Origin of the sequence: Oceanidesulfovibrio marinus (assembly GCF_013085545.1) — a bacterium.
GTDB lineage: Bacteria > Desulfobacterota > Desulfovibrionia > Desulfovibrionales > Desulfovibrionaceae > Oceanidesulfovibrio > Oceanidesulfovibrio marinus.
Window position 1 is genome coordinate 26,694 of sequence record NZ_CP039543.1, and the last position, 26,566, is coordinate 53,259.

23 protein-coding genes and 1 tRNA gene are annotated in these 26,566 nt (G+C 61.1%); 11 read left to right on the top strand and 13 right to left on the bottom strand.

The features are described from left to right. Positions 1–151: 151 nt before the first annotated feature. Entirely contained in the window at positions 152–1,087 is a 936-nt protein-coding gene (locus E8L03_RS00125; RefSeq protein WP_171266218.1) for a hypothetical protein, read from the bottom strand. A gap of 728 nt (positions 1,088–1,815) precedes the next feature. On the opposite strand from E8L03_RS00125, the gene E8L03_RS00130 reads away from it, so the two are divergent. Then, positions 1,816–2,106 (top strand): Dabb family protein, encoded by a 291-nt coding sequence (locus tag E8L03_RS00130; protein ID WP_144304991.1) that lies wholly within the window; start codon positions 1,816–1,818, stop codon positions 2,104–2,106. Between the two features lie 3 nt (positions 2,107–2,109). Then, complete coding sequence (locus E8L03_RS00135; protein ID WP_144304990.1) at positions 2,110–2,859, top strand: sulfite exporter TauE/SafE family protein; 750 nt, start codon at positions 2,110–2,112, stop codon at positions 2,857–2,859. Positions 2,860–3,084: 225 nt separating this feature from the next. On the opposite strand, the gene rfbD is transcribed toward E8L03_RS00135, so the two are convergent. Next, the gene (gene rfbD / locus E8L03_RS00140) at positions 3,085–3,966 is read right to left on the bottom strand and encodes a dTDP-4-dehydrorhamnose reductase (protein ID WP_144304989.1); all 882 of its coding nucleotides are present in this window, start codon (positions 3,964–3,966) and stop codon (positions 3,085–3,087) included. After that, positions 3,963–4,985: a dTDP-glucose 4,6-dehydratase gene (gene rfbB / locus E8L03_RS00145; RefSeq protein ID WP_171266219.1), complete on the bottom strand. Its 1,023-nt coding sequence runs from the start codon at positions 4,983–4,985 to the stop codon at positions 3,963–3,965. Before rfbB ends, rfbD begins: the two co-directional genes overlap by 4 nt. Before the next feature lie 147 nt (positions 4,986–5,132). Between rfbB and E8L03_RS00150 the strand changes: the two genes are divergently transcribed. After that, positions 5,133–5,208: transfer RNA gene (locus tag E8L03_RS00150), tRNA-Val, on the top strand. A gap of 232 nt (positions 5,209–5,440) precedes the next feature. On the opposite strand, the gene E8L03_RS00155 is transcribed toward E8L03_RS00150, so the two are convergent. From E8L03_RS00155 to E8L03_RS00200, 10 genes are all read right to left on the bottom strand, one after another. Next, on the bottom strand, positions 5,441–6,139 hold the full coding sequence (locus tag E8L03_RS00155; protein ID WP_144304987.1) for a GntR family transcriptional regulator: 699 nt from the start codon (positions 6,137–6,139) through the stop codon (positions 5,441–5,443). Between the two features lie 7 nt (positions 6,140–6,146). Continuing rightward, the gene (locus E8L03_RS00160) at positions 6,147–7,097 is read right to left on the bottom strand and encodes an oxamate carbamoyltransferase subunit AllH family protein (RefSeq protein WP_171266220.1); all 951 of its coding nucleotides are present in this window, start codon (positions 7,095–7,097) and stop codon (positions 6,147–6,149) included. A gap of 19 nt (positions 7,098–7,116) precedes the next feature. Beyond that, positions 7,117–8,739, bottom strand: coding sequence for an FAD-binding protein (locus E8L03_RS00165; protein WP_171266221.1), 1,623 nt, complete (start codon positions 8,737–8,739; stop codon positions 7,117–7,119). Further along, positions 8,717–9,961, bottom strand: coding sequence for an acetate/propionate family kinase (locus tag E8L03_RS00170; RefSeq protein WP_171266222.1), 1,245 nt, complete (start codon positions 9,959–9,961; stop codon positions 8,717–8,719). Before E8L03_RS00170 ends, E8L03_RS00165 begins: the two co-directional genes overlap by 23 nt. Positions 9,962–10,000: 39 nt before the next feature. Further along, positions 10,001–11,695: a dihydroxy-acid dehydratase gene (ilvD, locus tag E8L03_RS00175; RefSeq protein WP_171266223.1), complete on the bottom strand. Its 1,695-nt coding sequence runs from the start codon at positions 11,693–11,695 to the stop codon at positions 10,001–10,003. Positions 11,696–11,705: 10 nt separating this feature from the next. Further along, positions 11,706–13,697, bottom strand: a complete 1,992-nt coding sequence (locus E8L03_RS00180) for a TRAP transporter permease (RefSeq protein ID WP_144304982.1) — start codon at positions 13,695–13,697, stop codon at positions 11,706–11,708. A gap of 123 nt (positions 13,698–13,820) precedes the next feature. Continuing rightward, positions 13,821–14,798, bottom strand: coding sequence for a TAXI family TRAP transporter solute-binding subunit (locus E8L03_RS00185; protein ID WP_144304981.1), 978 nt, complete (start codon positions 14,796–14,798; stop codon positions 13,821–13,823). A 29-nt stretch (positions 14,799–14,827) separates the two neighbouring features. Further along, a complete protein-coding gene (locus tag E8L03_RS00190) occupies positions 14,828–16,243 on the bottom strand; it encodes a YlbE family protein (RefSeq protein ID WP_171266224.1) in 1,416 nt (471 codons plus the stop codon). Further along, positions 16,240–17,793: an acyl-CoA synthetase FdrA gene (gene fdrA / locus E8L03_RS00195; protein WP_171266225.1), complete on the bottom strand. Its 1,554-nt coding sequence runs from the start codon at positions 17,791–17,793 to the stop codon at positions 16,240–16,242. Before fdrA ends, E8L03_RS00190 begins: the two co-directional genes overlap by 4 nt. A 486-nt stretch (positions 17,794–18,279) precedes the next feature. Further along, entirely contained in the window at positions 18,280–18,399 is a 120-nt protein-coding gene (locus tag E8L03_RS00200) for a desulfoferrodoxin FeS4 iron-binding domain-containing protein (protein WP_144304978.1), read from the bottom strand. Positions 18,400–18,783: 384 nt separating this feature from the next. Here E8L03_RS00200 and E8L03_RS00205 point away from each other — a divergent pair, with 384 nt between their 5' ends. The 8 genes from E8L03_RS00205 (at position 18,784) to E8L03_RS00240 (ending at position 26,564) form a co-directional block, all read left to right on the top strand. After that, positions 18,784–18,921: a DUF3096 domain-containing protein gene (locus E8L03_RS00205; protein WP_144304977.1), complete on the top strand. Its 138-nt coding sequence runs from the start codon at positions 18,784–18,786 to the stop codon at positions 18,919–18,921. A gap of 174 nt (positions 18,922–19,095) precedes the next feature. Beyond that, positions 19,096–20,514 (top strand): NAD-binding protein, encoded by a 1,419-nt coding sequence (locus E8L03_RS00210; RefSeq protein ID WP_171266226.1) that lies wholly within the window; start codon positions 19,096–19,098, stop codon positions 20,512–20,514. 134 nt (positions 20,515–20,648) lie between these two features. Beyond that, positions 20,649–21,818, top strand: coding sequence for a cation:proton antiporter (locus E8L03_RS00215; RefSeq protein WP_171266227.1), 1,170 nt, complete (start codon positions 20,649–20,651; stop codon positions 21,816–21,818). A gap of 175 nt (positions 21,819–21,993) precedes the next feature. Beyond that, positions 21,994–22,866 carry a hypothetical protein gene (locus tag E8L03_RS00220; protein WP_171266228.1) on the top strand — a complete coding sequence of 291 codons (873 nt, stop codon included), beginning with the start codon at positions 21,994–21,996 and terminating at the stop codon, positions 22,864–22,866. A 25-nt stretch (positions 22,867–22,891) separates the two neighbouring features. Then, positions 22,892–23,788 carry a hypothetical protein gene (locus E8L03_RS00225; RefSeq protein WP_171266229.1) on the top strand — a complete coding sequence of 299 codons (897 nt, stop codon included), beginning with the start codon at positions 22,892–22,894 and terminating at the stop codon, positions 23,786–23,788. Between the two features lie 134 nt (positions 23,789–23,922). After that, on the top strand, positions 23,923–24,801 hold the full coding sequence (locus E8L03_RS00230; RefSeq protein ID WP_144304972.1) for a hypothetical protein: 879 nt from the start codon (positions 23,923–23,925) through the stop codon (positions 24,799–24,801). Positions 24,802–24,971: 170 nt separating this feature from the next. Beyond that, a complete protein-coding gene (locus E8L03_RS00235) occupies positions 24,972–25,853 on the top strand; it encodes a hypothetical protein (protein ID WP_171266230.1) in 882 nt (293 codons plus the stop codon). 6 nt (positions 25,854–25,859) lie between these two features. After that, positions 25,860–26,564, top strand: a complete 705-nt coding sequence (locus E8L03_RS00240; RefSeq protein ID WP_171266231.1) for a hypothetical protein — start codon at positions 25,860–25,862, stop codon at positions 26,562–26,564. Positions 26,565–26,566: the final 2 nt, after the last annotated feature.

Here is a 26,566-nt window from a genome sequence, read left to right on the forward strand (position 1 = left end):
ACTGTGATCCGAGGCCCTGCCCTCGGGCACCCGCAAGGGGCCAATGGCCCCTTGACCCCGTTTTGGGGTCCAGGGGAATTTAATTCCCCTGGCAGGGGGCGTCGGGGGACAGCGTCCCCCGGTCCGTCCCTGTGTCGCAGATTCCGCTCGATCAAAGTTCCAGCTTCTGGAACCGCACGGGCCGAGGGCGGCCCTTGCGGTCCTGGAGGCGTTCCAGCTCATGCGCCAGCATTGCGGGCGTCTCGGTGGTGGGCGGGAAGCAGAAGCGCTTGGGCAGTTGGGTGTAGATCGAGCGCGGCGGCGCGAAGTCGTCTGTCATGTTTTTCAGGAGATTGCCGCCTTCGAAGGTGTGGTAGTAGATCGTCCCGATACCCAGATCGTTTTTGAGGACCTGGAGAGCCGCGGCGAGCATGGCCTCCTGCCAGATGGGCGCGTAGCGCTCCAGTACGGCGTGGGCATAGCGGACCAAACACCTGTGCTCTTTTGGGGAGACACCACGCGGTCCTTTGTCCTCATCGTAGAGGTACAGGTACCACTCGGCTTCACGCAGCCAATCGTTCTGGACCTCCTCGATGAGGGCTTCGCCCCCATCTTCAGCAATATCGACCCGCGACCACGCCATAGTGCATTGCCCATTTGTATGCGGGTGGTCTTCATAGCAGAAGTAGCGATGCAGTTGGTTGGGAACACCCCCGAACATCATATTGTTGTGCGTGTTGCTGAAGTTCAGCATGACCACGAGGTTCATACCGGGTCGCGAGGTCTGGCACCAGGAATGCCGCTCATTGGTTTCGCTGCCCCAGTCGTCGATGGCGATGTGGAAGCACTCGGGCACGGCCGGCCAGATGCTGACCAGATCGTCCCCGGTTATGCAGGCACCTCCGCGGCGGGCGAGCAGCTCCTTGAGCACGGGCCTGCCCAGCAGCTTGGCAAAGGGGCTCTCTTTGATCTCCCGAACTGATTTGCCCTCGCCCACAAAGTGGCGCAGCAGCATGAGGGCGTATCTGTCCTTGAAGTAGTAGAAGCGCCTGTCGGATCGACTCTCCAGGACGTGCTGTTTCACCTGCAGGTACTGATTATAGCTCATCCTGGACTTTTTGCTTGTAACCCGGTTTCGCTTACGCCTGCGGACTTTACTCTGCTCAAAATACGGCTCCATGAGATAATCTTTTCCGGTATCCATTGCGTGCTCCATATGAAAAGTTGTTTGTTGCAAAATATTGTTGATAAAGTTGTGAGCATTGGGTGCTCCTAGCTAAAGTTTTGGAGTTGAATACGATGCAGGACAATAGACATGACGCTATCCTCACATTGGAGTACAATGAGTAACAACGCACCAATCCGCAGCAGCGGATGCACGCAATCAAACGGCTTTCGCTATGAAAGCCGCGCCAACGTATGGAGTACGAAGAAGAGGCGGACTACACTGGGCGATGGAGCCCGGCGAGTCCAATCTGGGATAAAATAAAGAAGAACATGGCGCATAACCTCTGTTTGTATTTGGAAGTTAAGGCCATGCACCAACGGAAAGACTGCTGGTGTACGGCAGGGAAGGGCCATTTGCTGGGAGGAGAAGACGTACTCCCAGTCATACAAAAAGCGCCCCTCCTATATTGGGTAAAAAAGCGGATGTCAAGGGAGGGGAAAAGAAAATACGATTGGTCCATTGACGATGCCCCCAGACCCTCAGAATGGGGTCAAGGGGCCACCGGCCCCTTGCGGGGAGCCCGAGGGGCAGTGCCTCTCGGAGCGGGTATCCATCCCATCCGATATGGGCTATGTCGTCGTAACGGTATCAACACAAAGGAGGAAAAAATGGTCACGCATATCGTAATGTGGAAGCTCAAGGAAGAGAACAAGGCTGAGAACGCCCGGGAAATGAAGAAACGGCTGGACGCGATCAATGATCTCATCCCCGGCCTGAAGCGGCTGGAGGTTTCGACCAATATCCTGGTGTCCGACCCGGAAACGGACATCGCGCTGTTCTCCCAGTTTGACACCCTGGAAGACCTGAAAACATACGCCGAGCACCCCAGGCATCTGGAAGTGGTCGCCTTCATCAAATCTGTAGCAGCCGAGCGCCGTGTGGTTGATTATGAGCTATAACAGGTGATTGTAACGTTTGCCGAGGTGTGCTTGACTGCTGGCGCGCTTGCACTCGGCAGTATGGTGCAGGGGCTGGCTGGATTTGGTCTGACGATTGTTGCGCTTCCCATCATGAGCCTCATTCTGCCGATGAGGACAGGGACGCCGCTGTGTGTGCTCAGTGGGCTTGTCTGCTCCCTGCCGTTGCTGTTGCGGCTTCGGAAGGATTTCGACTGGAGGAAGTTGGCCCCGCTCACCCTGGGCAATGTGTTTGGTGTGATCATCGGGACGTTTGCGCTGGTTTACGTCCCGGAGGGCATCATTCGCATGCTCATGGGCGCGTTCATCGTTTTTTTCAGTCTGCTTTTCCTGACGGTCCGTCTGCCTGTCATCCCCGTGAACCACTGGTGGGGGGTGCTCGTGGGAACGGCCGGCGCTGCCGTATCCGCCGCATTCGGCGGTGGAGGGCCCATCGTGACCGCATGGGTGGCGCTTCAGGGATGGAAACGTGATACGGTCAAAACCACGCTGATAGCCTACTTCACGATAAGCTCGGGTATCGTGTCCACGGCGCATGCATTTGCGGGCCTGATCGACGCCAAGGTGCTGTTGCTCCTGGCGGCGAGTCTCGTGCCCATAGCCCTGGGCGCAGCAGGGGGGCTCACGCTCTACAAGTGCATCTCGACCAAGCAGTATACCCACTTTGTTTTCCTCTTCTTGATAATCATGGGCATAATAATGTTTGCGAAGGGGTGGGGCATGGCCGTCCACTGACGTCAGGCGGCTTTCCTGGCCAGGGGGAGCAATCTTCGAATCCCAGAATAGGATCAAGGGAGCATTGCCCCTTGCGGGGTGTTCGAGGAGCAGCGCCCCTCGGCTCCACCACATAAAAAATAGTTCTTCAGACAACAAACGGCCCGGTTCGCAGTTGCGATCCGGGCCGTTTGTTCTGTCCAATAATCGAGACAGAACGTCTATCTTTCTGGACAGGGTGCCGCCTTACTCGACAGCTCCCAGATCCTTGAACACATACTCGCGCAGCGCCTGGACCCAGGCTCTGGGCGTGGTGCCGGTCTTGTTTGTGAAGGCCTCGGTGCTGAGCACGGAGTAGGGCGGGCGGTGTGCTTTTTGCGGGTACTCGGACGAGGGGATGGCGCGGACGGCGCAGGAGAGGCCGGCCAGGTGCACGGCCTCGGCCGCCAGCTCGCACCAGCTTGCCTGGCCGGAGTTGACCATATGGTAGATGCCCTCGCCGCCGGCGTCGACCAGCTCCAGGGAGTAGCGCGCGAGATCCGGCGTGTAGGTGGGCGAGCCGATCTGGTCGTGGACCACGTTCAGGCTGTCGCGGTCCTTGGCCAGGTTCAGGATGGTCTGCACGAAGTTCTTGCGTCCGGGGCCGAAGAGCCAGGCCGTGCGCAGGATCAGGGCGCCGGGCGCCTCGGTGGCGAGCAGGGCCTTTTCCCCGTCCAATTTCGACTTGCCGTACACGCACAGGGGGTTGGTCTCGTCCGTCTCCACGTAGGGCATCTGCTTGCGGCCGTCAAAGGCGAAGTCCGTGGAGTAGTGGACCAGCTTGAAGCCCTGCTTCTTGGAGATGCGGCCCAGGGATGCGGGCAGCTTCTTATTCAGCTCGCACGCCTTGTCCTTTTCGTCCTCGGCAAGGTCCACGGCGGTGTAGGCGATGGCGTTGAACACCACGTCCGGCGCGTGGCCGGCCAAGTACTCGTCCAGGGCGGAGCAGGTGGTCACGTCCACGTCGTCCCTGCTCTGGGCTACGACCTCCCAGCCTGCCTTGTTCAGAACGTTGACCAGGGCCTGGCCGAGCATGCCTGTGACGCCGCCGAGCACGACGGCGCGTTTGGCGGTGTTCGCATCGGTCATGAGCGCTCTCCGTACCACTTTTTCATGAACTCGAGGTAGGCGCCACTGCGCACGTTGTCGAGCCACTCGCGGTTGTCGCGGTACCAGTCGATGGTTTCCTTCAGGCCGCGTTCAAAGGTGTACTCCGGCTCGAAGCCGAGCTCTTTCTGGGCGTAGGAGTAATCCATGGCGTAGCGCAGGTCGTGGCCGGGCCGGTCCTTCACATAGCTGATGAGCGAGTCCGGTTTGCCAAGGGTGGAGAGCATGGTGCGCACCACCTCGATGTTCTGCTTCTCGGCGTTGCCGCCGAAGTTGTAGACCTTGCCGGGCTTGCCCTTGCGCAGGGTGAGGTCCACGCCGCGGCAGTGGTCGCGCACGTAGATCCAGTCGCGCACGTTCTTGCCGTCGCCGTACACGGGCAGGGGCTCGTCGTTCTCGGCCTTGGTGAACATGAGAGGGATGAGCTTTTCCGGGAACTGGTACGGCCCATAGTTGTTGGAGCAGCGGGTGATGGCCACAGGGAAGCCGTACGTCTCGAAGTAGGCGCGGCAGAAGAGATCGGCCGAGGCCTTGGAGGCGGAGTAGGGGCTGTTGGGCGCCAGCGGGGTCTCTTCGGTGAACTTGCCGTCCGGGCCCAGGGTGCCATAGACTTCGTCCGTGGAGACATGCACGAACCGTTCGAGCCCGGCGCGGCGCGCACACTCCAGCAGGTTCTGCGTGCCCTGGACGTTGGTGGTGACAAACGGCGAGGGGTCGTTGATGGACCGGTCCACATGGCTCTCGGCCGCAAAGTTCACCACGGCCTCGATCTTGTGCTCCTCAATGATCCGGCTGACCGTCTCGGGATCATTGATGTCGCCGTGCTCGAAAAAGTACCGGACGCCGCCGTGCGCATCCTCCAGGGGCTTCACGCTCAAGGGGTTGCCCGCGTACGTGAGCTTGTCGAGGTTGACGACGTAGACATCCGGGTCGGTCTCGAACAAATAGTAGAGGAAGTTGGCGCCGATAAAGCCGCACGCTCCGGTGACAAGAAGTCGCATAGGTATAATACCTCGTATGAGATGAAGGGATTTTCAATTCGGGGTAGGCGGCTTTGCTCATATACGTTCAGCGTGCCATGGTCAATGTGACAAGGAAATGTCAAAAAGCACTTGCATCCCATGGCTGAAATCCTTATGTACTCCCTCGGGCGATTAACTCAGCGGTTAGAGTGCCATCTTCACACGGTGGAAGTCCCGAGTTCAAATCTCGGATCGCCCACCACTCAATGACCGCCAGGCCGGCTTCTCAGCCGGCCTTTTTTATGCCTCCTGCGGGCCCGGGCGCTGCCCCTCATACTCCCCGCCAGGGGAATAACGTCCACCGCGAAACGCGAGAGACATTTCCAGTTCTCCTGCTTTTCTTCCCACCAAAAATGACGCGCCCCGACCGGGGGTGATCCGGTCGGGGGCCAAATGAGTCGTTGCGCTTTATGGGCTGACGACGATTTTGCAGCTTACGAGGAAGGAAAGGTAATCGGGGGCCGGTTGAAGCTGGAGAGGTGCCCTTTGCTGAAGTACTCGCTCAGGCTGGTGAACGTGATTTGCAGGTGCATCTTGAGAACCTTCAGCGCCTCGTCGACGTTCTTCTGTTCGCAGAAGGAGAGGATGGCCTGGTGCTCGTGTATTGTGGACTCCCTGTACCGTTGGGGGTCCATGGAGAAGAACCAGCGGAGGTAGCGCTCGCTTGTGGTGTGGAGCATGCGCAAGATGCGCAGGGTCTGCGCCCTGTTGCACGGCGCGCAGAGTGCATAGTGGAAGGCCAGGCCGTTGTGCACGCCATCCTCGACAGCCTCGCTCGATCCCTCAAGGAAGCCGCGCGCCGTATCCAGATCTTCCTCTGTGAGCACGGGGATGGAGAGCTGCAGGGCCGAAGACTCTATGAAAAGGCGCAGCTCGAACGTCTCCAGCGCCTCCTCCGATGAGAGGGGCGTGACCATGGTTCCCCGGTTGGGGTATATGACGAGCAGCCCTTCGCTTTCTAGTTGTGTGAAAGCCTCGCGAACCGGGGTGAGGCTTACGCCGAGGCGGTTGGCGATCTGTTCCTGGATGAGGGGCGTTCCGGGTTTGAACTCACCCCGAAATATGGAGTCCCGTAGACTGTCCGCCGCCAGCTTCTTGGCGGTTTTCCCCCCTTTTGCCTGCCGTGGTGCCATTGATACTCTACCTTGTCGGCAGGAAATGCCGATGTCCAGGGTTATTCACTGTTTGCCACGCCACCAACATGATGCCCAGCAGGAACCCTTGCCCCGACGAGTGGCCGACTCCCAGAAGCGAGCGCAGGGAGGAGACCCTGTCCGGGCTGGCCGGGCGCGCATGGCGACGGCCGAAGAGCTGGCGCATTACGCGGAGCAAAAGGATAAACGATTCCCCTTTCGCCGCGCTCTTCAAAAAAGCGGCGCTTTGCGGCGTAGTGCGGGAACTGCAGAGTTCCTGTATGGCGAGTGACATATTTTCGCGTACCGGGCGCAAAAAAGGAAAGTTTCTTTCGAGCTCACGCGCTGCGACCATCGCTCCACAGATAATATCGTCACCAAGCGGCGTCAGCCCCGGTCCCAGTCCCAGAAGATCATGCAGCATCCGCCGGGCCGAAGCTTGATCGCCTTGATTTTTACAATATTCCGCCATGTTTCGCAATGGGTTCCACAGCGCACGGGCCCACACGTCCGCAAGCTCGGGGGGGGCCTCTCCTCCCCCATTCAGGACCGGCAGGTGGTTCGCAAGAAGCATCGCGCTTCCCGATCCAAGGGCAGTTGCCGACCGCACCAGCCGTTCCAGGCGGAGCGGCAAGTGCTCGATGTCCAGCGAGAAATCAACGGGCTGCGGGGTCGGCGCGTTCGCGCAATCAACAACAATCCCAAGATGATGAAAGCACAGTAATTCTCCGCTGCAATGCAGTGGGCTCCCGGCTCGCGCTCCGGTCAATGGGGCAAGGCTGGCGAGGAGAATGCCGAACGGCACGACCTCCTCGCCGGCTTCCTGCACCAGTAATATGTCGTCTCCAAAACGGCAGTATACGCCTTTGCTATGGCTGCTCAGCACGCATCCGCTCTTGCAGGGGCCCAGCACCCGCCGGGCGGTGGGGCCCAGGGCCACGCCTGCCAGACGAAGCATGCCGCTCGCCTGATAGCGGTCAGGCGCTTTGACGCTTGGCAAACTGCATATCCTGGTCTTGCTTACGCACGATTACATTGACGCCTTGCCAATCCTCTGCGCGGTCGGGGAAATCCTCGCGGAAATGCGCCCCGCGGCTCTCCGTACGCAGGCTGGCCGAGCCGATCATCATCCGGGCCGTCAGCAGCATGTTCCAGAGCGAACAGAGCTGTCCGGCCTCCCTGGCCTGGGAAACCGAGCACTGCGTGGCCGCGGCTTCCAGCTCCTCCAGCTTCCGGGCGGCCTGGGCAAGCCCCGATTCGGTGCGGATGATGCCCACCTGGGCCTGCATGAGCTCCCGCAGAGCCTCGCGCAAGAGACCCGGCGATTCGCCGTTTTGCCTGGCGCGGGCCGCATCCAGAAAGTCGGAGCCCTCGCGCGCCAGATCCAGGACGCGGGTTTCCGTGGCTATGGGCAGGTCGGCGTATTGGGACGCCAGGGTCGAGCCAACGACCTTGCCGAAGACCAGGGCCGAGGCCCCGCCGTCTCCGCCGATGCGGTTGGCCCCGTGCACGCCGCCCAGGATCTCGCCGGCGGCGAACAGGCCGGTCACCGCGGTGGCGCAGTCCGGCTGGGCCACAACGCCGCCCAGGAAGGTGTGGGCCGAAGGCGCCATCTGCGCCGGCTCCTTGCTGATGTCGATGCCCCCGCGCAACGCCGGTTCGTAGAAGATCGCGTGGTTTTCCTTCACCAGGCTTTCCGGAAGCATGGTGACGTCGTACCAGACGCCGCCGGCAGGCGTGCCCCGGCCTTCCTGGATCTCTCGATGGATGCGGCGCGAGAGCTCGTCCTTCTGAATCGAGCTGAAATCCGTCACAAACTGTTCCTGGTTGGCGTTGCGGAGCTCCGCCCCTGCCTTGAGCAGCGTGGTGGGCACCAGGCTGCCCCGGATGGCGTCCGGCGTGACGAATCCGCAGGGTTCGAACTGCAGGAACTCCATGTCCACCAGGTCGAGCCCGGCGCGGTAGGCCATGGCCATGCCGTCGCCGGTGATGTCCGCCGGGTACGTGGAAAAGGCGTGGATGCGGCCGGAGCCGCCCGTGGTCAGCAGCACGGCGCGGCACTTGAACACCTGCAACTCGCCGCTGTCCACGTCGATGCCCAACGCGCCGCATACTGCGCCCTTGTCCAGCAGCAGATCGAAAATCATGACGCCGCGTATGGATTGCACTTCCTGATCCGACAACTGGCGGCGCAGCTTCTTCAGTATCTCCACGCCGGTCATGCACCGGTAGTGGTGCACCAGACGCGGATAGCTGGTGCCCAGTGCCTGCAGGGGGATGCAGCGGCCGGTGACGTCCTTTTTCAGGGGGACGCCCATGATGTCCAGGTCTGGGACGATCTCCTCGGTACCCTGGGCAAATACCCGGGCCAGGGCGGGGTTGTTCACCCCCTGGCCGCTGGCGTTGATGTCCGCCAGCACCAGGTCTGCAGAATCGCCAGGCAGCACGGGCGCGCTGAACCCCATGATGTCCGGGCTGCCACCGGTGCCCAGGCTCACGATGCACACCCGGGCTCCGGCTCGGGCTGCGGTCAGAGCTCCCCGCATGCCGGCGATGCCGGATCCAATGACCAGGACATCAGTTTCGTGATGAATAGTCACTGACGGTTCCTCCTTGTTGCTCCGCCAGGCAACGCAGGGTTTCTCGCGCCACGATGAACTCCTCGTTGGTGGGGATCCGGTAGACCGCCACCTGAGAGCCGGGCGCGGAGATGCAGCGCTCCCCGTCGGGGTTGTCGTTCAGCCGGTCGTCCAGCTCGATCCCGAGCACGTCCATGTCCGCGCAGACATCCCGGCGGATTCGGGCGGAGTTTTCACCGATGCCGCCGGTGAAGGCCACGACATCCAGCCCGTTCATGACCGCGGCGAACGCGCCCAGGTACTTTTTGATCTCGTGCACGAAGTGGGCAATGGCCAGATGCGCCCGTGGGTTGGTCGCCTCCTGCTCCTCCAGGTCGCGCATGTCTCCGGAAAGGCCGGATATGCCGGCCAGGCCGCTTTGCGTCACCAGCACGTCCAGGATTTCCTGCAGGCTCTTCCCTGTTTTTTCCATGAGATACGGCAGGGCAAAGGGATCCAGGTCGCCGCTGCGCTTGGCCATGGGCAGGCCACTCTGCGTGGTGAAGCCCATGCTGGTGGCCACGCAGACGCCGTGCTGCACGGCAGCCAGCGAGGAGCTTCCGCCGAGATGGCAGACGAGCACCCGCAGATCCTCCAGGGGGTGTCCGTGCAGCTCTGCGGCGCGTTCGCTCACATAGCGATGTGACGCGCCGTGGAAGCCGTAGCGCCGGACGCCGAGCTGCTCGGTCCAGGCGTAGGGCAGGCCGTACACGCTGGCGTAGTCCGGCATGTCCCGGTGGAAGGCGGTTTCGAAGGCCCCGACCAGCGGCGTGTCCGGCAAAAGGCGCTGGAACTCGCGGATGGCCTGGATGTAGGGCGGGTTGTGCGCCGGCATGACCCGGGAGAAGTCCTCCATGCAGGCCAGGACGTGCTCGGTGATGCGCGCGCTCGTTCGCAGTGAATAGCCGCCGTGCACGACCTTGAACCCCACCCCGGCCACCTCGTTGATGTCGCGGAGTACGGGCGGCGTGGCCCCCGCGCCTTTCACCAGCATGTCCAGCATGGCGGAGATGGCCTGTATGGTTCCCTGGCTGGTGTCCAGCTTGCAGGAGCCCTTGTGCCTGCCTGTCTGCCAGGAGTAGGGCGAGGCCGCGCCGCCGATGCGCTCGATGTAGCCCCGCGTCAGGGTGTCGCCGCCGGGCATTTGCAGAAGGCGGTACTTCAACGAGGTACTGCCTATGTTGACCACGAGAATATAGGACATCGAAGTTCCTTATTCGAAACACGTCGTAGCGACGCGGGACTATACGTTTTCCTCGTCCATGCCGCGCAGCACCGCCCCCTTGGACAGCGACTGCACCGTGCGCTGGTAGATGCCGATATAGCCCTTGCGGTACGTGAGCGGCATTTCGGCGTCATGGATGCGCTGGGCGATCTGCTCCTCGCTCAGCTCCACACTGATGGTCCGATTGGGGATGTCGTAGGAGACGATGTCTCCGTCGCAGACCGCCAGCAGCGGACCGCGCAGGGCCGCTTCCGGGGACACGTAGCCGATGCAGGCGCCTTCGGTCGCGCCCGAGAACCGTCCGTCGGTGATAAGCGCCACGGAGTCGGCCAGGGGCGACCCCGCCAGCTCGGAGGTGACGACAAAGGTGCTGTTGAGTCCGGGCGCGCCCTTGCACCCCTGAAACGTGATGAGGATGACGTCGCCGGATTCGATGCCGCCGTTGCGTAGCGCCTCGATGGCGTCTTCGTTGCTGTGGAAGACCTTGGCCGTGCCCCGGAAGATCAGCAGGTTTTCCGGCACGGCCGAGACCTTGACGATGGCCCCGCCCGGCGCGAGGTTGCCCCGCAGGACTGCGAGAGCTCCGCCCTTGCTGAGCGGGTCGTCGAATGATCGGATGACCGAGGCGTCTTTGACCGCGATCCCGTCCACGTTCTCTCCCACGGTCGTTCCGGCCACGGTCAGGCTGTCCTTGTCCAGAAAGTCCGAGAGCTCGCTGAACAGGGCCCGCACGCCGCCGGCGCGGTCGAAGTCGTGCATCAGGTGCGGACCGTTGGGCGTGATGCCCATGAGCAGCGGGATATCCTGGCTCAGCTTGTCGAAGAGGCCCAGGCAGTCAATGTCCAGCTCCGCCTCGGTAGCCACGGCCGGCACGTGGACAAGGGAGTTGGTGGAGCCGCCCATGGCCAGGTCCGCGCAGATCATGTTGTGGATGTTCTGCTCGGTAATGATCTTCCGGGCGGTTACGCCCTGCTCCCACAGGTGCACGATCTGCTCGCCGGCGGAGTCGGCGAGCTGCAGCAGCTTGGTGGAGTTGGCGGGGGTGGTGGAGTTGCCCGGCATGGTCATGCCCACGGCTTCGGCCAGGATGCACATGGTGTTGGCGGTGCCCATCATGGGACAGGCGCCGGGGCCGGGGCAGGCGTTGTCGATGATGTCGTCCAGGTCCTCCCGCGTCATGGCGCCGCTCTGCACGCTGCCTACGCTGCGGCCGACGTCCACAAAGGAGAGCAGCTGCCCGCTTTTGGGGTGCACGCCGGCAGGCATGTAGCCTCCGGTCACCACCAGGGCCGGGATGTCGAGCCTGCCGGCGGCCATGAGAAAGGCCGGGATGATCTTGTCGCAGGTGCCCAGCAGAATCATGGCGTCCATGCCGTAGGCCTCGGCGTAAACCTCGATCTCGTTCACGATGAGATCACGGCTGGGCAGGATGTACTGCGAGTTGATGAGCGCGATGCCGTCGCAGAGGCCCAATACGTTGAAGCGGAAGGGAAGCCCGCCGGCCCGGACCACGCCGGTCCGGATGCTCTCTTCGATGCCTCGAAGATGGCGGTGCCCGGGATTAATGTCGCTCCAGGTATTGATGATGGCTATTTGCGGCTTCTCCAGCTCCTCGCGTGAGAGACCCAGGCCGCGCAGCAGGGCCTCCCGCTCCGCCCATGCGACGCCGAACTCCTTTTTGCCGCGAAGGGCGGGATGCTTTTCTTTGGACACGATAGACTCCTTACTCCCCGCTTGTGGGGTGAACGAGACGTTTTTGGGTGATGAACTGCACGCTGAGCACCAGGACCAGCATGGTGAAGGCGATGGTGTCGGTGATCATCGACGGTTCAATGAGCAGAAGGCTAGACGCTCCGAGAAGGAAGCGTTGCCAGGTGGCCAGCCGGTGGCGCAGGAAGCCCTCGATCGAGCAAGCCAGCAGGAAGACACCGAAAATAGCGGTGAAGGCTACCCAGAGGGTTTCAGGCAGGGCTGCCCAGGTAAATTGGTAGAGAAGAATTTGCGGCGAATAGACGAAGAGGTAAGGGGCCAGGAATCCGGCCAGCGCCAGCTTGAAGGCAGTCCAGCCGGTGCGGCTGGGACTTGAGCAGGCTATGCCGGCCGCTGCATATGCGGGGATGGCCACCGGTGGCGTCACGTTGGCCATCAGGCCGAAGTAGAACACGAAGAAATGGCTCACCAGCTTGGGAAGACCGAACTGCGAGGTCAGGATGGGGGCGGCGACCGTGGCCAGGATGATGTAGGCGGCCACCGTGGGAAGGCCCATGCCCAGGATGAGCGCGAAAATCATGACCATGAACAGCGCCGGCAGCAGCTGCCCCTGCGCCATGGCCAGGAGGAACTCGCCCACCGTATTGCCCACCGAGGTGAGGGTGGAGATTCCGATGACGATGCCCACGGCGGCGCAGGCCGCGGCGATGCTGACGGACCGCTTCGCCCCGGTCTCCAGCGCCCAGATAATGTCCTGGAAACTGAGCCGCGTGTGCTTGCGAAGCTGGGTCACCACCAGGGTGATGATGATGCCGTAGAATGCAGCGTAGAGAGGCGTGAACTGCATGACCAGCATGATGAGTATGGCTATCAGGGGGATAAGCAGGTGCCCGCGCTCTTTCATCACCGTGGACAGCTTGGGCAGCTCGTCGTCGCGCAGCCCGCGCAGACCGAGCCTGCGGGCGCGCATGTGCACCATTACGAACAGGCCGGTGTAGTAGAGGACGACCGGCAGGATGGCGGCCTTGACGATGTCCAGATAGGGCACGCCAAGAAAGTCGGCCATGATGAAGGCGCTGGCGCCCATGATGGGCGGCATTAGCTGTCCTGCAGTGGAAGCAACGGCCTCCACCCCGCCGGCGAACTCGGCCGGGTAGCCGATGCGCTTCATGAGCGGGATGGTGAAAACTCCGGTCGAGACGACGTTGGCCGCGGCGCTTCCGCTGATGGAGCCGAACAGGGCGCTGGCGAAGATACTCACCTTGGCCGGGCCGCCTATGGCCTTGCCGGCCAGGGCAAGCGCCATATCCTGCACCAGTTGGCCGAGTCCGCTACGCTCCAGGAACGTGCCGAAGATGACGAAGAGAACGATGTAGGTGGCTGATGTGCCCAGGGCCACGCTGAAGATGCCTTCCGGAATCAGGTAGAGGTGGTCGACCAGGCGGCCCAGGTCTGCGCCGCGGTGGGCGAAGATACCCGGGATATATTTACCGAAATAGCCGTAGAGCAGGAAGACGACGGCCACCGTGGCCAGCTCGATGCCGAGCGCCCGGCGCGCGCCCTCGATGACCAGGGCCAGCGTGGCGAGGCCGAATACGATGTCCGTGTTGTTGGGCATGCCCCCCCTGAACACGATGGACTGGTAATTGACGACGATGTAGCCGGCGCAGACCGCGGACAGCACGGCCAGGATGATGTCGGGAATAGAGGGACGGCTCCTGATGGATGTCTTGCGTGCCGGGTAGATGAGAAAGACCAGCGGCAGGACAAAGGCCAGGTGCACAGCGCGCTGACGGATGGCCGCCAGCAGACCGAAGCCCGCGGTGTAGAGATGGAACACTGCCATGGACACGGCTATGACCAGAATGATCCTGCCCCATGGCCCGGTGTACTCCCGCTTGGCCACTCCGCTTTCCGCCCGCTCCGCTATGTCCTCGGCATTCCCCGGGCAGGCGCCTTCCTGCGGAGCATCCAACTTCGACAACTGAGACGTATCATTACTCATTCTGAGACCTCCCCGGAAAATATCCGGTGTGGGGGTTCCTTTCAGTGCAGAAGCGATATTGCGGGCCCGCGGGACTGGTTGACGTGAGGACCCAGGTCCCGCGGATCCGAGGTAAACCGGAGCTTATTTCAGGACGCCCACTTCCTTGTAGTAGCGGGCTGCGCCGGGGTGGAGGGGAATGGGCGCCGAGGCCGCATCCTCGAGCGTGAGGTTCTTGAACGCGTGATGTTGTTCCTTGAGCCAGTCGATGTTTTCCCAGAATGCCTTGGTGAACGTGTAGGCGAGGTCGTCGCTCACGCCGGCATCGATGGCCAGTACAGTGGGGTTGCCCACAGTGTGGATGGGCTCCTTCTGGTTGCTGTAGACCTCGGCCGGAATGGTGAGGCGCACAAAGGGGGAGCCGGGCGTGGTCAGCTTGGCGATGGCGTCTTCGTCCAGGGAGATGAGCTTGCCCTGGTTGGTGATGGTCAGCTCGGTGAAGGTGGAGAAGGGGTAGGGCACCACTGCGGTTTCACCGTCGGCCTGACGGTTGCGCAGCAGATCGAGGCCTTCGTTGATGCCCAGGAACTGCGGCTTGATGTCGTCGTACGTGATGCCGTGCGCCGCATAGATCGTCTTGGTCTGCAGCTCTGTGCCGCTTGCAGGACCGCCCACCACCAGGGTGCGCCCAACGAGGTCGGACATCTTGTTGATGTCCTCGCCGGTGCGCACCAGCTGGTGGAACGCCTGCGTGTAGACCAGCGAGATGGCCCGGACATCCTTGTTCGGATGCTGCTTGAACTGGTCTTCCCCATTGACGGCCTTCTGGTTGGTAAGGCTGTCAACAATGCCCATCTCCAGGTCTTTACGTCCCATTAGAATGATGTTCTGGCCCGCACCAGTGGTGCTCTGAGCCGTGACTTTGATGCCGGATTCCTTGCTGAGCACCTGGGCGAACAGGTTGGCTACAACCTGGAAGGTGCCTCCGCTGCTCCCGCCCCCGATGGTCATGAATTTCGGTGCGTCGGCGGCATGGGCTTCCGAGAGAAATGGCGTACTCAATCCACTGCAAATCAATGCTGCCATTGCTAAGGCCACTACTGTGCGACGGAACATCTTCATAACGAACTCCTTGGGTTACTGGTGGTTCATCATGCCTGTAAGCCGTACCTTTCAGACACGCCGTGGATGGCGTCCCTGAAACATTCGAAGGGCAGACGCACAACACCTGCGCCGATCTGACCTCCTTGATGAGAAATGATGCCGCCGTGGGCCAGCGGCGTGATGCCTGTCATGCCGACTTTGAGAATGTCGATGCCGGTGGGAGGCCCGGAGAACCCGAGCAGCGGAATGGGGTAGTTGTAGTTGACCCCGGTTGTGATCTGCTTCATCTCCTCGGACTGCTGAATGCCGTCCTGGTAGCTTCCCCCCCGCAGGCGGATGACCGCCGGGGCGGCCGCTCCGGAAAATGCGCCAAGGCCGTACGCCTCCACGATGCAGCTGTCCCCCATCCACGGCACGGCGTCCTTCTGACTCCATTTTGGGGAAAGGTACATGCCCGTCAGGTAAGGGGACGGGCTGGTGAACCAGCGGTCGCCCAGGCAGCTCACCTGGATGCCATAGTCCACGGCGTTGCCGCACATGGTGCACAGCAATGTGCAGTACTCCATCCCCTTGATTCCCTTGAGCACGGACAGCGCGCTGGCGATGCCGAGCGGGTGGAACCAGCGTTCGGAGCTTACGAACAGGTCCACGCACTCCTGCAGGATGGCGTTGGACAGGTCTGCCTGCAACAGCAGCGGAATGATCTCGCTGACCAGGATATAGCCCTCGGCGGTCTGGCGGGTGTGAGTGTCGTCGTTCATCTGCAGGCCCTGGGCGATGATGTTCCTCACCGGAATGCCGTCCGAGGCTGCCAGGGCTTTGTCAATGGCCGGGCCCAGCACGGTCTCGATCCGATGGAGGGTGGCCTCGACCTCGGGGTTGTAGACACCCCAGACCCCGAGCCCCACGCGGCCCTCGAAGGGCACGCAGTACGCCTCCTTGCCCGTATTGCGTTCCCGACAGACGTTGACGACCATGGACGGGCTGACGATACCGGCGCCGGCGCCGGCCACCCCCATGTCCATGGCCGAGCGGACGGAAATCGCACCCGATTCAACCAGGCGGAGCGCGCCCGCCTCATCCTCGGCCAGCTTTTCGTGCTGGACCGCGCCGAGGATGCCTTTTTGTTGGACCGGTGCCATGCGATCCCAGGAGATGGGGGGGCCGGAATGCAGGATGACGTTGGGCTCCATGCCGGGGACCACGTCTCGTGCGCGCTTGATGCCGACCCAGTACGGTTCGGCATTGATGATGTGCTTGAAGGCCCTGGCGTTGGCCTCTTCCACCTTTTGGGCAATGGACTGCAGGCCCGAGCGCAGAAAGCGGGCCAGGACCGGGTCGCCTCCGGCAGGCGGCGACCACTTGACGCGCGCAGTGGGGATGCCTTGCGCGTCCAGACTGTCTGCAAAGTGAGAGAGCCCGACGTTGATGACCGACAGCGTACTGTTTAGAAGATTACTCATTGCTTCTCACCTCGACGCAGCAAAATGGTTTTGCCGGCGCAATATGCGGCCTGGGCATTGTTGAAGAAGACGACGGCCCCGGCCTCTTCCAGCGTGCGCCGTTGCCCCTCGACATCCTGCGGATCGTTGTGGACGCCGCACAGGCTGACCACCACGGCCAGCTCCTGGCCGCGCTGTTTCGCCTCGCGCAGGACCTGGCTGATGCTGTCTCCCACCACGCCGGCCGGGTCTGGATGCGCGCCGAAACCGCAGAGGATGTCCAGCAGGATGACCCCTGTCTGCGGGTCGCTTGCCTCCTGGATGATCCGGGGATTGATGATGGACGGCTCGATGACGGGATGCGGCTTGCCCTGGGTGAAGATCTCGTCGCCGATGTCGATGATGCAGTCGCCTTCACTCTGGAGAGGGGACTTCAGGCTGGCGCAGCACGGCAGGGGAAGGTTGCTGTGCACGGTCAGTCCCAACCGCTCCAGCACCAGGGCGGCCTCTTCGGCGTGGGTTCCGCCGCAGAACACCCCCCGCAGGCTGCCGCCGCCGGCCTTGGCCAGGGATGCGGCCACAGGGTCCAGCTCGCGCGCATAGTCTTCGTACGGAGACGCTGGAAGCGTTTCCCCGGCGACCAGAGCCATCGCCATGCGGGCGGCGTGCTCCAGAGTTTCCGGGGCGAGCGCGCCGGCCTTGCGGACCAGCTCCGGATCGCCGCCGAGAAAGTGCACGATGACAGGCTTGGAGCACTGGCGCACGCGTTCGAGAATGCGTTGCATGGTGGCCGGCGCCGGGGGCTTGGACACCAGGATGAGCACCTTTGTCTCGGGGTCCTGCTCCAGCAGCTCCAGGCCGGCGAGCATGGTGCTGCCGCCCACCTCGTCCGAGAGATCGCGTCCGCCGGTGCCGATGGCGTGTGAGATGCCTCCGCCCGCCCGGTCGATGATCATGGCCATCTGATGGATGCCGCTGCCGCTGGCGCCCACGATGCCGATGGGCCCGCGCGCCGCTGCGCTCATCATGCCCAGGGCGTACCCGCCGATCAGGCTGGTGCCGCAGCCGGGCCCCATGACCAGCAGACCTTTTTCGCGGCCCAGCTTCTTCAGGGCCACCTCGTCCGCGAGCTCCACATTGTCGCTGAAGATGAAGCAGTGTTTGCCCAACTCCAGGGCGTGCTCCGCTTCCAGGGCGGCAAAGGCCCCGGGCACGGAGATCATGACCAGATTGGAGTCGGGATGGGCGGCATTGGCCATGTCCAGCGAGGGATAGTCTTTCGGGCCATCTCCCCCGGATTCCCCGCCGGCGATGCAGAAGTCCAGCTCTGCCAGCACGGTGTTCGCGACATCCTCCTCGGCGATGTCCAGGGCGAGAATCAGGTCCTTGGAGGTCGCCGCCCGACCCGACTCATCGAGCAGGCCGGTGTCCTCCAGGACGGTCTTGTTCATATCCGTGCCCATGGCAGCGACGACTTGGTTGACGCCGGGCAGGGCACGCAGCTTTTTCGAGATGCTCAGGAGGAAGACCGAGTCATGGTATTCCCCCGCTCTGATAATGGTTTTGCGCATTGCTTTTTCTCCACTTGCCGTGGTTTCCGTTGAAGTTGGTGCAAATTTATTTTTTAAAAATAATTTCGTCAACACTAATTTTCATATTGGTCATATCTATTTTTATTTTTCCAATAATTTTGAGTAGCTACAGAGACAGGGCGCATGGGACTTGCCTCGGCGCGGCGAGCGCTAAGGCTGCATGTTCCTGCGAGGACAAACGAGGGGGCCGAGACGCCGGCGGAAGCTGGCGTCACAGAGCTCGCGGGGATGGGGGGAGCGTCCGGGAGTTGCTCACAGGTCTATACAGGCGCCGTGGAGCGCGTGGAGACGTGACTGCTGTGGCTGGTCTGGTTTTGCGTCTTTGGCTGGAGGGGCGGGGAGCCAGGCTCTCTGGCGCGGAGTGCGAGGGGTGGAATCCCTCGGAGAGCAGGTCCACCAAAAAGGACGCGCCCCGACCAGAGATAATCCGGCCGAGGCGCGCTTCGCAGTGGGCAGTGCGGGGTGCTACTCGTTGGTTTCCTGCATGGGTTCGCCGCAGCAGACGAGCTCGCCGCCGCCGTCGACGATGAGTTCCACGACGTTGCCGCAAATTTCGCACTTGTACTTTTTGCCTTCGTTGCTCATGGGGGGTCTCCTTTGGATGATGATTGTGTCCGCGCCGGAACCAATTGCGGAATAAACCGGGCGGAATCAAAACTTCTGACAATAGGACAAGTGTAGACTGTGCGGAGGGCTCTTTCAAGGCGGTTTCCGAATTTTCTATGGGGAAATTTTGTCACTGGGGATTTTGGGGGCTAAAACGAGAAGGACTGATGCGGCCGGAAGCCCCGATCGATGCGGGTTTGCCAGGGAATCGAGGCAATAAGCGGCGATGACGCTTAGAAAAAATTTGTTGTGCAATGGGCACACGCGGTTGTGTTTCGTGTATAATGCTCTGGATACGGCCTTCCGGAAATGTTGCCGGGTAAGCCGTCCACAGAAAAATAATGCCAAGAAAGGAGCGTCATCATGAACATGAACATCGCACTGCAACCGCTGCTCGCCCTGATCGCCGGCATCCTTATTCTGGTCATGCCGCGGCTGCTGAACTACGTGGTGGCCATCTATCTCATTGTCGTGGGAGTCATGGGCCTGCTGCACATGTAGCGCCTGGCGCCGTCGTGCGGCGGCTGGGGATGCGTCACAATTCGAAACACGGAGAGGGCGTTGCATGTCAGGGTTGCCTCGGACTAGCCGAGGCCGCCCTGATTGGTTTATCGTTTCGGAATGGAACTACCAGATTTCAGAAAAACGGCGGGCAAGGCGGCGGAGTCGTCGGGCATGCGCATTCTCATGTGCGGCGCCGGCCGGCTCACGCGCGAGCTGCTCAAGATGCTGGGCAGCGGCTGGAAGGTCACGATAATCGACAAGACGGAAAAGGCCGTGAAAACCGCCTGCTCCATCTTCCCCAATGTTGTCGAGACCTTTGTGGAGGACGCGGCCAGCCCGGTGGTGCTGGAGCGGGCCGGCATGGCCGCGCACGACTACGTGCTGGCGCTGACGTCCGACGACGAGTCCAACCTGGCCGTGGCGCGGCAGGCCGTGGACGCCGGGGTGAAGCACGTGCTGTCCATCGTGCGCGACCCCGAGAATCTGGACCGGTTCCAGGCGCTGGACATCCGGCTCATCCCCACGGAGTCTTTGCCTGCAAACTCCATTCTCCACTATCTGCAGGACCCGGGCATTCAGGTCACGCCGCTGGTTTCCGGCGACGCGAACCTCTTCGAGGTGGATGCGGCCGACCATTTCCGCATCGTGGGCCGGCCGGCCACCGCCTTCAACGGCAAGAACTACCGTCTTGCGGGCATCATCCGCGGCGGCGAGCTCGTTTTCCCGGACGACTCCCTGGTCATCGCGTCGGATGACCGGCTGGTGGTGCTGGGCCGGCCCGACGTGTTCAAGACGTTTTGCGCGCTCATCGAATGCGGCAACCCGCACTTCCCGCTGGCGTTCGGCCAGGAGCTGCTGCTGGCGCTGCCTGCCGGCACGTACTCCGACATGTCCAAGCTGCTGAACAAGGGGCTGTATCTGGCCCAGAACACGCGGGTGAACCGCGCCACCGTGCTCTGCCCCGGTGAGGAGTGCGGCGTGGATGCCTTGACCAAGGACTGGCCGCCGACCATCGCGCTGAGCGTGCGACGCATCGAGGAAGGCAGCGTTCTGGACGCCGTGCGCGAGGTGTACGAGAAGGGCAAGTTCGGGCTGGTGGTGGTGCCGCCGCTGGAGAGCAGCTTTTTACGGCAGTTCGGCAAGCCGCGGCTCATCGGCCTGGCTCACGATCTGGCCTGCCCGGTGCTGGTGGCGCGGTTCACCATTCCGTACGAGCGCATCCTGGTGCCCTTCAACGGTACGACCCGGGCCGAGCGCGCCCTGAGCATTGCCGTGGACATCGCCCGGCAGCTGGAGTGCTCGATCACCGTGGCCGTGGTGGAGGAGCCCGAGATCATCAGCGGCGAGGAAGAGGGCAAGGACACCGAGCGGATCATCAGCCGGGTGCGTGAGCTTTCCCACATCCACAAGACGCCGCTGGAAGAGGTGGTGCGTCGGGGCAACCCGGTGAAGGAGCTGGTGAAGCTCTCGGGCACGCACGACCTGCTCATCGTCGGCTCCACGAGCACGGACGCGGGCATCTTCGCCACCAACGTGGGCGAGCACGTGGCCGAGAAGGCGACGTGCTCCGTGCTTATCGTCGCAGGATGACGTATTGCGGGGGGTAAACCTTTGTGAAGAAAGGTTATTCCCCCGGACTCCCTTTCCAAAGACTTTCAATTGGGTAATGAATTTTTCAAGCAGCGTTGTTGTGATCTTATGGCGCAGGAATAAAAGGATAATTCGTGGAACTGCATGACGCTCTCCCGCTGCTGCTCGTCACCTTTGCGGTGGCGGTTCTGCCCGGCGTGTCCCGGTTGCTGCGCGTGCCTTCGGCCGTGGCCGAGATCCTGTTCGGCGTGCTGCTGGGCAAGAGCGGATTGTCCTTGAACATGGGCGGCGAGTGGCTGCCGTTTCTGGCGCATCTGGGCTTTTTGCTGCTCATGTTCCAGTCCGGCATGGAGATCAACTTCACCATGCTGGGCCGGCAGCTCAAGCGGGAGGGGCCGTTCCAGCTTACGTTCTTCGGCGCCACGGTGGTCATTGCCCTGAGCGCCGCGCTGATGCTGGGCCAGGGCATGTTCACGGCGCTCATCCTTACCACCACATCGCTGGGCCTGGTCATGCCCGTGCTCAAGGAGCTGAACCTGGGCAGGACGGACTTTGGCCAGTCCATGCTCATGTCCGCGACCCTGGCCGACTTCCTCACCCTGCTGGGCATCACCTTCGTCATCCTGTTCCACCGCCATGGGCTGTCCTGGCGGATGGTCCAGCCGCTGCCGCTCTTTCTGGGGTTTGCGCTGCTGCTGTGGCTGCTGCGGCTGTGGGCGTGGTGGAACCCGGAGCGCGCCGAGAAGATCATGAAGCCGGCCAGCGGCTCCGACCCTCAGGAGCTGTCCGTGCGCTACTCCCTGGCGCTGCTGTTCCTCTTTGTGGGGCTGTCTTTGCTGGTGGGGCTGGAGCCCGTGCTGGGCGCGTTCATGGGCGGGGCAATCCTCTCCTTCGTGTTCCGCGAAAAGGAGCAGCTCGAATCCAAAATATCGGCGCTGGGCTTCGGCTTTCTGGTGCCGTTGTTCTTCATCCACGTGGGCATGCAGTTCGACGTTTCCAATGTGCTGACGTTGGACCGGCTGCTCTTCACCGGCGGGCTCGTGCTTCTGGCCTTTCTGGTCAAGTGCCTGCCGGGCCTGCTCTTCCCGCTGTGGGGCAAGCCGCTCAAGCGCGGGCTCTCGGCCGGGCTGCTGCTTTCCTCGCGCCTCTCCCTGATCGTGGCCGCCGCCTCCGTGGGCCTTGCCGAAGGGCTCATCACGGCGGAGTTCAAGGACAGCGTCGTGCTGCTGGCGCTGGTCACCTGCCTGGCCGGTCCCACCCTGTTCAAGCTGACGTACAAGGCGCCGCCGCAGCCAAAGCTGTAACCGCCCGCCGTACCCGGTTCCCGCTGTATACCATATCGGAAACTTGGTTCCAGACTGCTCCGGTATAGAAAATTCCCTGTGATTTGTTTTACTTATGGATCGTATTGGTCTATATGGGCGATGCGCGGCAGGATATAGGCGCGCCATGTAAACTCGCGATCAGGGAATGGGGACCATGCGATATCGGATTGGTGCAATGCACATTGGCCAGATACTGGATACCGCCTTCGAGGTGTTCAGGGACCACAGCAAAACATTACTGGCGATCACCGCGGTGGTCTTTGGTCCGTATCTGATACTGTACTTTGGATCGGCATTCTCTGGTGTGTGGCCTGTCTTTAAAATCATTAGTGCTTACAAGGCCGGTGCATGGAACACGTATCGCGAGCATTACTGGGAGTATGCTATTGGATTGGGAGTGTTCACATTCTTGCATATGGTATTCACAGTATATACTAGAGGAGCACTCGCGATCGCAATGGCAAGCATGTATCTGAATCATCCTGTATCGACATCAACAAGCATACGTTTTATGGCATCAAGATGGTGGCCGATACCCAAAACATTTTTCATGATGTTGCCTTATTATACTTGGTCAAGTATTGGCATGATATTTGTTTTATTTTCTATTGCCATGTTAGGCAATGGTGTGACGGGCAATGTGTTGATGTTCACAATATTTATATTTGTAGGAACCGCGATGACATTGGTGTCGTCAATTGCTTATGGAAGGCTGTGTCTGGCATTCAATGTGGTAATTCTCGAAGATTTATCTGGGTGGAAAGCGATAAGACGTAGTGTGTCACTTATGGGCGGTTCCTGGTGGCAAGGAGTAGTCCTTTATCTTGCGCGCTTTGTGTTAGGTCTAGTGTTGGTCGGTGCTATGAGATTTATTCCGTCGGATTATGCAATATTTATGTTGGGTGTGTTTATAAATATCCTACTGTTGTCATTCTTTATAGCAGCAAGCGTCGTTCTCTACTTCTCGACTCGCAGCAAACGCGAAAATTTCGACATCGAGTACATGGCGCAGTACGCGACGGCGTAACCCCATAGAGACAGGAGACAGGGGCATGCAATACCGGATCGGGGAGCTGCGTCTGGGCGATCTTCTGGACGTCGGCTACAATGTGTTCAAGGACAATTACAAGCCATTGCTCGGCTTGGCGCTTATGGCCTTTGTTCCTGTCTTGCTGGTCTTTGGTGTGGGGGCGTTGTTCGGCGGCGTGCCTTTGATCAGTCAGGCCGATTTCTTTCCACAGCCGGGAAACCCGCCGCCGGACCCGAAGTTCCTCATGCAGAACTTCCATGCGATGTTCGCCACGATGGCGGCATCCAGCCTGGTCATGAGTATTTGCGCGCTCTTTGCCCACGGCGGCATCATCCTGGCCGTCGCCAGAGGGTACACTGGTCAGCCCATATCGGCCGGTGTGGCCCTGCGCTACAGTCTGTCGCGGTGGTGGCCGCTCATCAAGACCACGATCATCTTCGTGCTCACCATACTCCTGGTCTTTGGGGCGATTATCGGGGCGTTCCAGTTGTTCTCCGGGTTGGTTGGCAGGCACAACCACTTCTTTTTGATGATGCCAGTATTCGTCGTAAGCGTTGTTGCCATGGCGCTGGTTTTCCTGCGGTACGTGCTGTCCCTCACCGTCGTCATTCTGGAGGGCGTGTCAGGATTCGCCGCGTTGAAGCGTAGCGCCACGCTTATGAAGGGGGCCTACGGCAAGGCATTTCTGCTGCTGGTCCTCGTGAGCATCGCCAGCATGATCCCTTCGGGCCTTCTGAACGTCCTGGTAATGATTCCTGGCGTGCCGTTCTTTCTCGTTGCCATGGGCGGTGGCATGTTCATGCAGATGATCATGATGGCGTTCGTCACCACGGTCCTGACGATTCTCTACTTCTCCAACCGCTGCAAGCACGAGAACTTCGACCTGGTGCTTCTGGCCGAGGAGGCGGAGGAGATATAAGCCCCGACAGGACGTTGGGACAAAGTCCAAGGCCTCGCAATACGTGTGGTGTGCGTCTATCGTAGCCTGGCATGCTGTCATGACACATTCGGATGGGTAATTCAGTCGCACCAGAAGAATAAGGGAAGGGGACCATGCAATACCGGGTTGGAGAAATGGGTGTTGGCGAGGTGTTCGATGTGTCGTTCAATGTGTTCAAGGACAACTACAAACCGATCGCAACGGCGGCGGCGCTGACCTTGCTGCCGTATATGCTGCTGGTCGTGGTAACCACGCTTGGCAATTTTGTGCCCCGGATCGATCAGATTCCCGAGCTGCATACGCCGGGTACGTCTACCAGAGTCATGATCGAGGCCATGGCTCCAACTGTCCTGCTCTCAATGGTGACTGCATTCTTAGGCTATGTGAATGCCGTGTTGATGTGCGGCGTCTTATACATCATCAGCGCAAGTTATTACCTGGATACACCTATGCGCCCACTCGTTGCTATACGGCACACGCTGTCGCGTTGGTGGCCCGTGCTGAAAACATCCCTGATGGTGATGCTGCTGATGTTTGGCGTTATGGTTCTTTTTGGGGTGGCCATTTTTGCTCTCAATATGTTGATAACAAGATCAGTAGGGAATGTTTTGCAAGCTGTGATCATGGCTGCAGTAGGCGTGCTGTTTTTAGTGGTCATGGCATTCATATATTTACGCTATCTTCTTGGGTCGAATATAGTGATGCTCGAAGGGATATCCGGACGAAAAGCATTGTCGCGTAGTGCGAATCTGATGCGCGGCGTATACTGGAAAGGCTTTGTTATCGTTCTGATACTGTTCATTGGTGGCGCAGTCATTGGATATGGAATGTCGCTCATTCCGTATGAACCAGTCGCCTTGTTCGTTCGCCTGGCCGTGAACATCAATCTCTACATGTTCGGAGCCATCGTAGGCACCATTCTCTACTTCTCCAACCGCTGCAAGCACGAGAACTTCGACCTGGTGCTTCTGGCCGAGGAGGCGGGGGAGTAAGGGAACGGCGATGGCGATCCCCCTGTGCGCGTTGCCGCGATGTGTAGCCGCCTCCAAACGGTCACAAACCGCCGTGCGGTTTTACAATGAGTGTGTTTTAGCCTACATAGCGGTGCAGTAGGTGGGTATTCCAACCCACGGAAGCAACGGCGTAGCCATGGAGGGAAGCCATGCAGTACCGGGTAGGTGAGTTCGGCGTGGGGCAGTTGCTTGACGTCGCGTTCAACGTGTTCAAGGACAACTACAAGTCGATGCTCATCGTGGCGGTGCTGGCGTTCCTGCCGGTCACGATCATCACCGTGGCCGTACTGCTGGGCGGTTTGCTGCCCATGTACAAGCAGCTTCTGATGTTCAACGCCACAGGGGCCATGCCCGACCCCACGGTCATGTTCGCCACCATGGCGCCTTTCTTCGCGGCCGTGTCTGTGCTCGGCATCCTCTGGTATCTCACCACCATCATCTCCGAAGGCGCCATCACATTTGTCACGGCCAGCAGCTACCTGGACAACCCGGTGGCCCCGCGCGAGGCCCTGCGCTACTGCTTCTCGCGCTGGTGGGCCCTGCTCAAGACCGCGCTGCTCATCGCGCTCATCTTCATCGGCATTTTGTTTGTCGGCGGCATATTGGTAGCGCTGGCCATGGGCGGGATTTCGCTGATTGCAGGCGGCCTGGTGGGCGGCCTGATCTCCTTCGTGCTTATCGTGGGGCTGTTCCTCGCCGCGATCATGGTTTTTCTACGCTACTTCCTGGCGCTCAAGATCGTCATCCTCGAAGGGGTGGCCGGCCGCGAGGCCCTGGGCCGCAGCGCGTTCCTTATGAAAGGGACCTACGGCCGGGCCTTTATCCTGCTTCTGTTGCTGGGCGTGGTCAGCAACATCATTGGTACGGCGGCCAACCTCATCCCCTTCGTGCCCGTGGCCATCGTGCTGAGCATCGCCCTGCAGGTGGCCATCTACGTGTACACCACCTCGGTCTGGACCATGTTCTACTTCTCCAACCGCTGCAAACACGAGAATTTCGACCTCGTGCTCCTGGCAGAGGAAGCGGAATAACGGCGCATGGCGGCAAGTGGAACCATGACGCCGGAGACGGCGCGGCAGCTTGCCGAGACCGTGCTCTCCCGCGAGCATTTCGAGCTCGGCAAGGAAGCTGGGAAAAGCGCTATCGCAACATGGCTGGCCGACCTGCTGGAGCCCGTGAGCCGGTTCATTGCCAAGATTTTTCGCTGGTTGATCGAGTTCGGTACCCACGTCCACGAGGCGAGCCCGTTCTTGTACTGGCTCCTCGTGGGTGGTCTCACGCTGCTGCTCATCGCGCTTATCGCGCACATCGCGCTCACCTTCCGCCAGGCGCTGCGGGAACGTCAGCGCATCGGAGCCCTTTCCTGGGCCGAGGCGGCGGAGGAGGGGCCGGATCTCCTGGAAAAACGCGCCCGCGCGGCGGCCGACACAGGCGACTACTTCCTCTCCCTCAGCCTTTTGTTCAAGGCCGGGGTGCTGCGCCTGGAGATGCGCGACGACCGGCCGTTCCAGCCTGCCTACACCAACCGTGAGTACCTGCGCCGCTACGAGAAGGAGCCGGCCCATGCGCCCCTGGCAAAGCTCGTGGGGCTGCTGGAGAAATGGTACGCCGGCGAGCCCATCGGCAAGAGCGAGCACAGCGAAGGCGCGGCCGCCTACACGAGCCTGCGCAAGCTCGCGAAATCGTCTAACCGCGAACACCAGGCCCAGGCGCATCAGGCCCAAACGCTTCCGGCCGGCTAGGC

Coding starts and splice junctions, on each gene's coding strand:
- fdrA (WP_171266225.1), bottom strand. CDS start 17,793: ATGCGCAAAACCATTATCAGAGCGGGGGAATACCATGACTCGGTCTTC.
- E8L03_RS00180 (WP_144304982.1), bottom strand. CDS start 13,697: ATGAGTAATGATACGTCTCAGTTGTCGAAGTTGGATGCTCCGCAGGAA.
- E8L03_RS00130 (WP_144304991.1), top strand. CDS start 1,816: ATGGTCACGCATATCGTAATGTGGAAGCTCAAGGAAGAGAACAAGGCT.
- E8L03_RS00235 (WP_171266230.1), top strand. CDS start 24,972: ATGCAGTACCGGGTAGGTGAGTTCGGCGTGGGGCAGTTGCTTGACGTC.
- E8L03_RS00125 (WP_171266218.1), bottom strand. CDS start 1,087: ATGAGCTATAATCAGTACCTGCAGGTGAAACAGCACGTCCTGGAGAGT.
- rfbD (WP_144304989.1), bottom strand. CDS start 3,966: ATGACCGATGCGAACACCGCCAAACGCGCCGTCGTGCTCGGCGGCGTC.
- E8L03_RS00240 (WP_171266231.1), top strand. CDS start 25,860: ATGGCGGCAAGTGGAACCATGACGCCGGAGACGGCGCGGCAGCTTGCC.
- E8L03_RS00190 (WP_171266224.1), bottom strand. CDS start 16,243: ATGAGTAATCTTCTAAACAGTACGCTGTCGGTCATCAACGTCGGGCTC.
- rfbB (WP_171266219.1), bottom strand. CDS start 4,985: ATGCGACTTCTTGTCACCGGAGCGTGCGGCTTTATCGGCGCCAACTTC.
- E8L03_RS00160 (WP_171266220.1), bottom strand. CDS start 7,097: ATGCTTCGTCTGGCAGGCGTGGCCCTGGGCCCCACCGCCCGGCGGGTG.
- E8L03_RS00205 (WP_144304977.1), top strand. CDS start 18,784: ATGAACATGAACATCGCACTGCAACCGCTGCTCGCCCTGATCGCCGGC.
- E8L03_RS00225 (WP_171266229.1), top strand. CDS start 22,892: ATGCAATACCGGATCGGGGAGCTGCGTCTGGGCGATCTTCTGGACGTC.
- E8L03_RS00155 (WP_144304987.1), bottom strand. CDS start 6,139: ATGGCACCACGGCAGGCAAAAGGGGGGAAAACCGCCAAGAAGCTGGCG.
- E8L03_RS00170 (WP_171266222.1), bottom strand. CDS start 9,961: ATGTCCTATATTCTCGTGGTCAACATAGGCAGTACCTCGTTGAAGTAC.
- E8L03_RS00230 (WP_144304972.1), top strand. CDS start 23,923: ATGCAATACCGGGTTGGAGAAATGGGTGTTGGCGAGGTGTTCGATGTG.
- E8L03_RS00220 (WP_171266228.1), top strand. CDS start 21,994: ATGCGATATCGGATTGGTGCAATGCACATTGGCCAGATACTGGATACC.
- E8L03_RS00185 (WP_144304981.1), bottom strand. CDS start 14,798: ATGAAGATGTTCCGTCGCACAGTAGTGGCCTTAGCAATGGCAGCATTG.
- E8L03_RS00200 (WP_144304978.1), bottom strand. CDS start 18,399: ATGAGCAACGAAGGCAAAAAGTACAAGTGCGAAATTTGCGGCAACGTC.
- E8L03_RS00210 (WP_171266226.1), top strand. CDS start 19,096: ATGCGCATTCTCATGTGCGGCGCCGGCCGGCTCACGCGCGAGCTGCTC.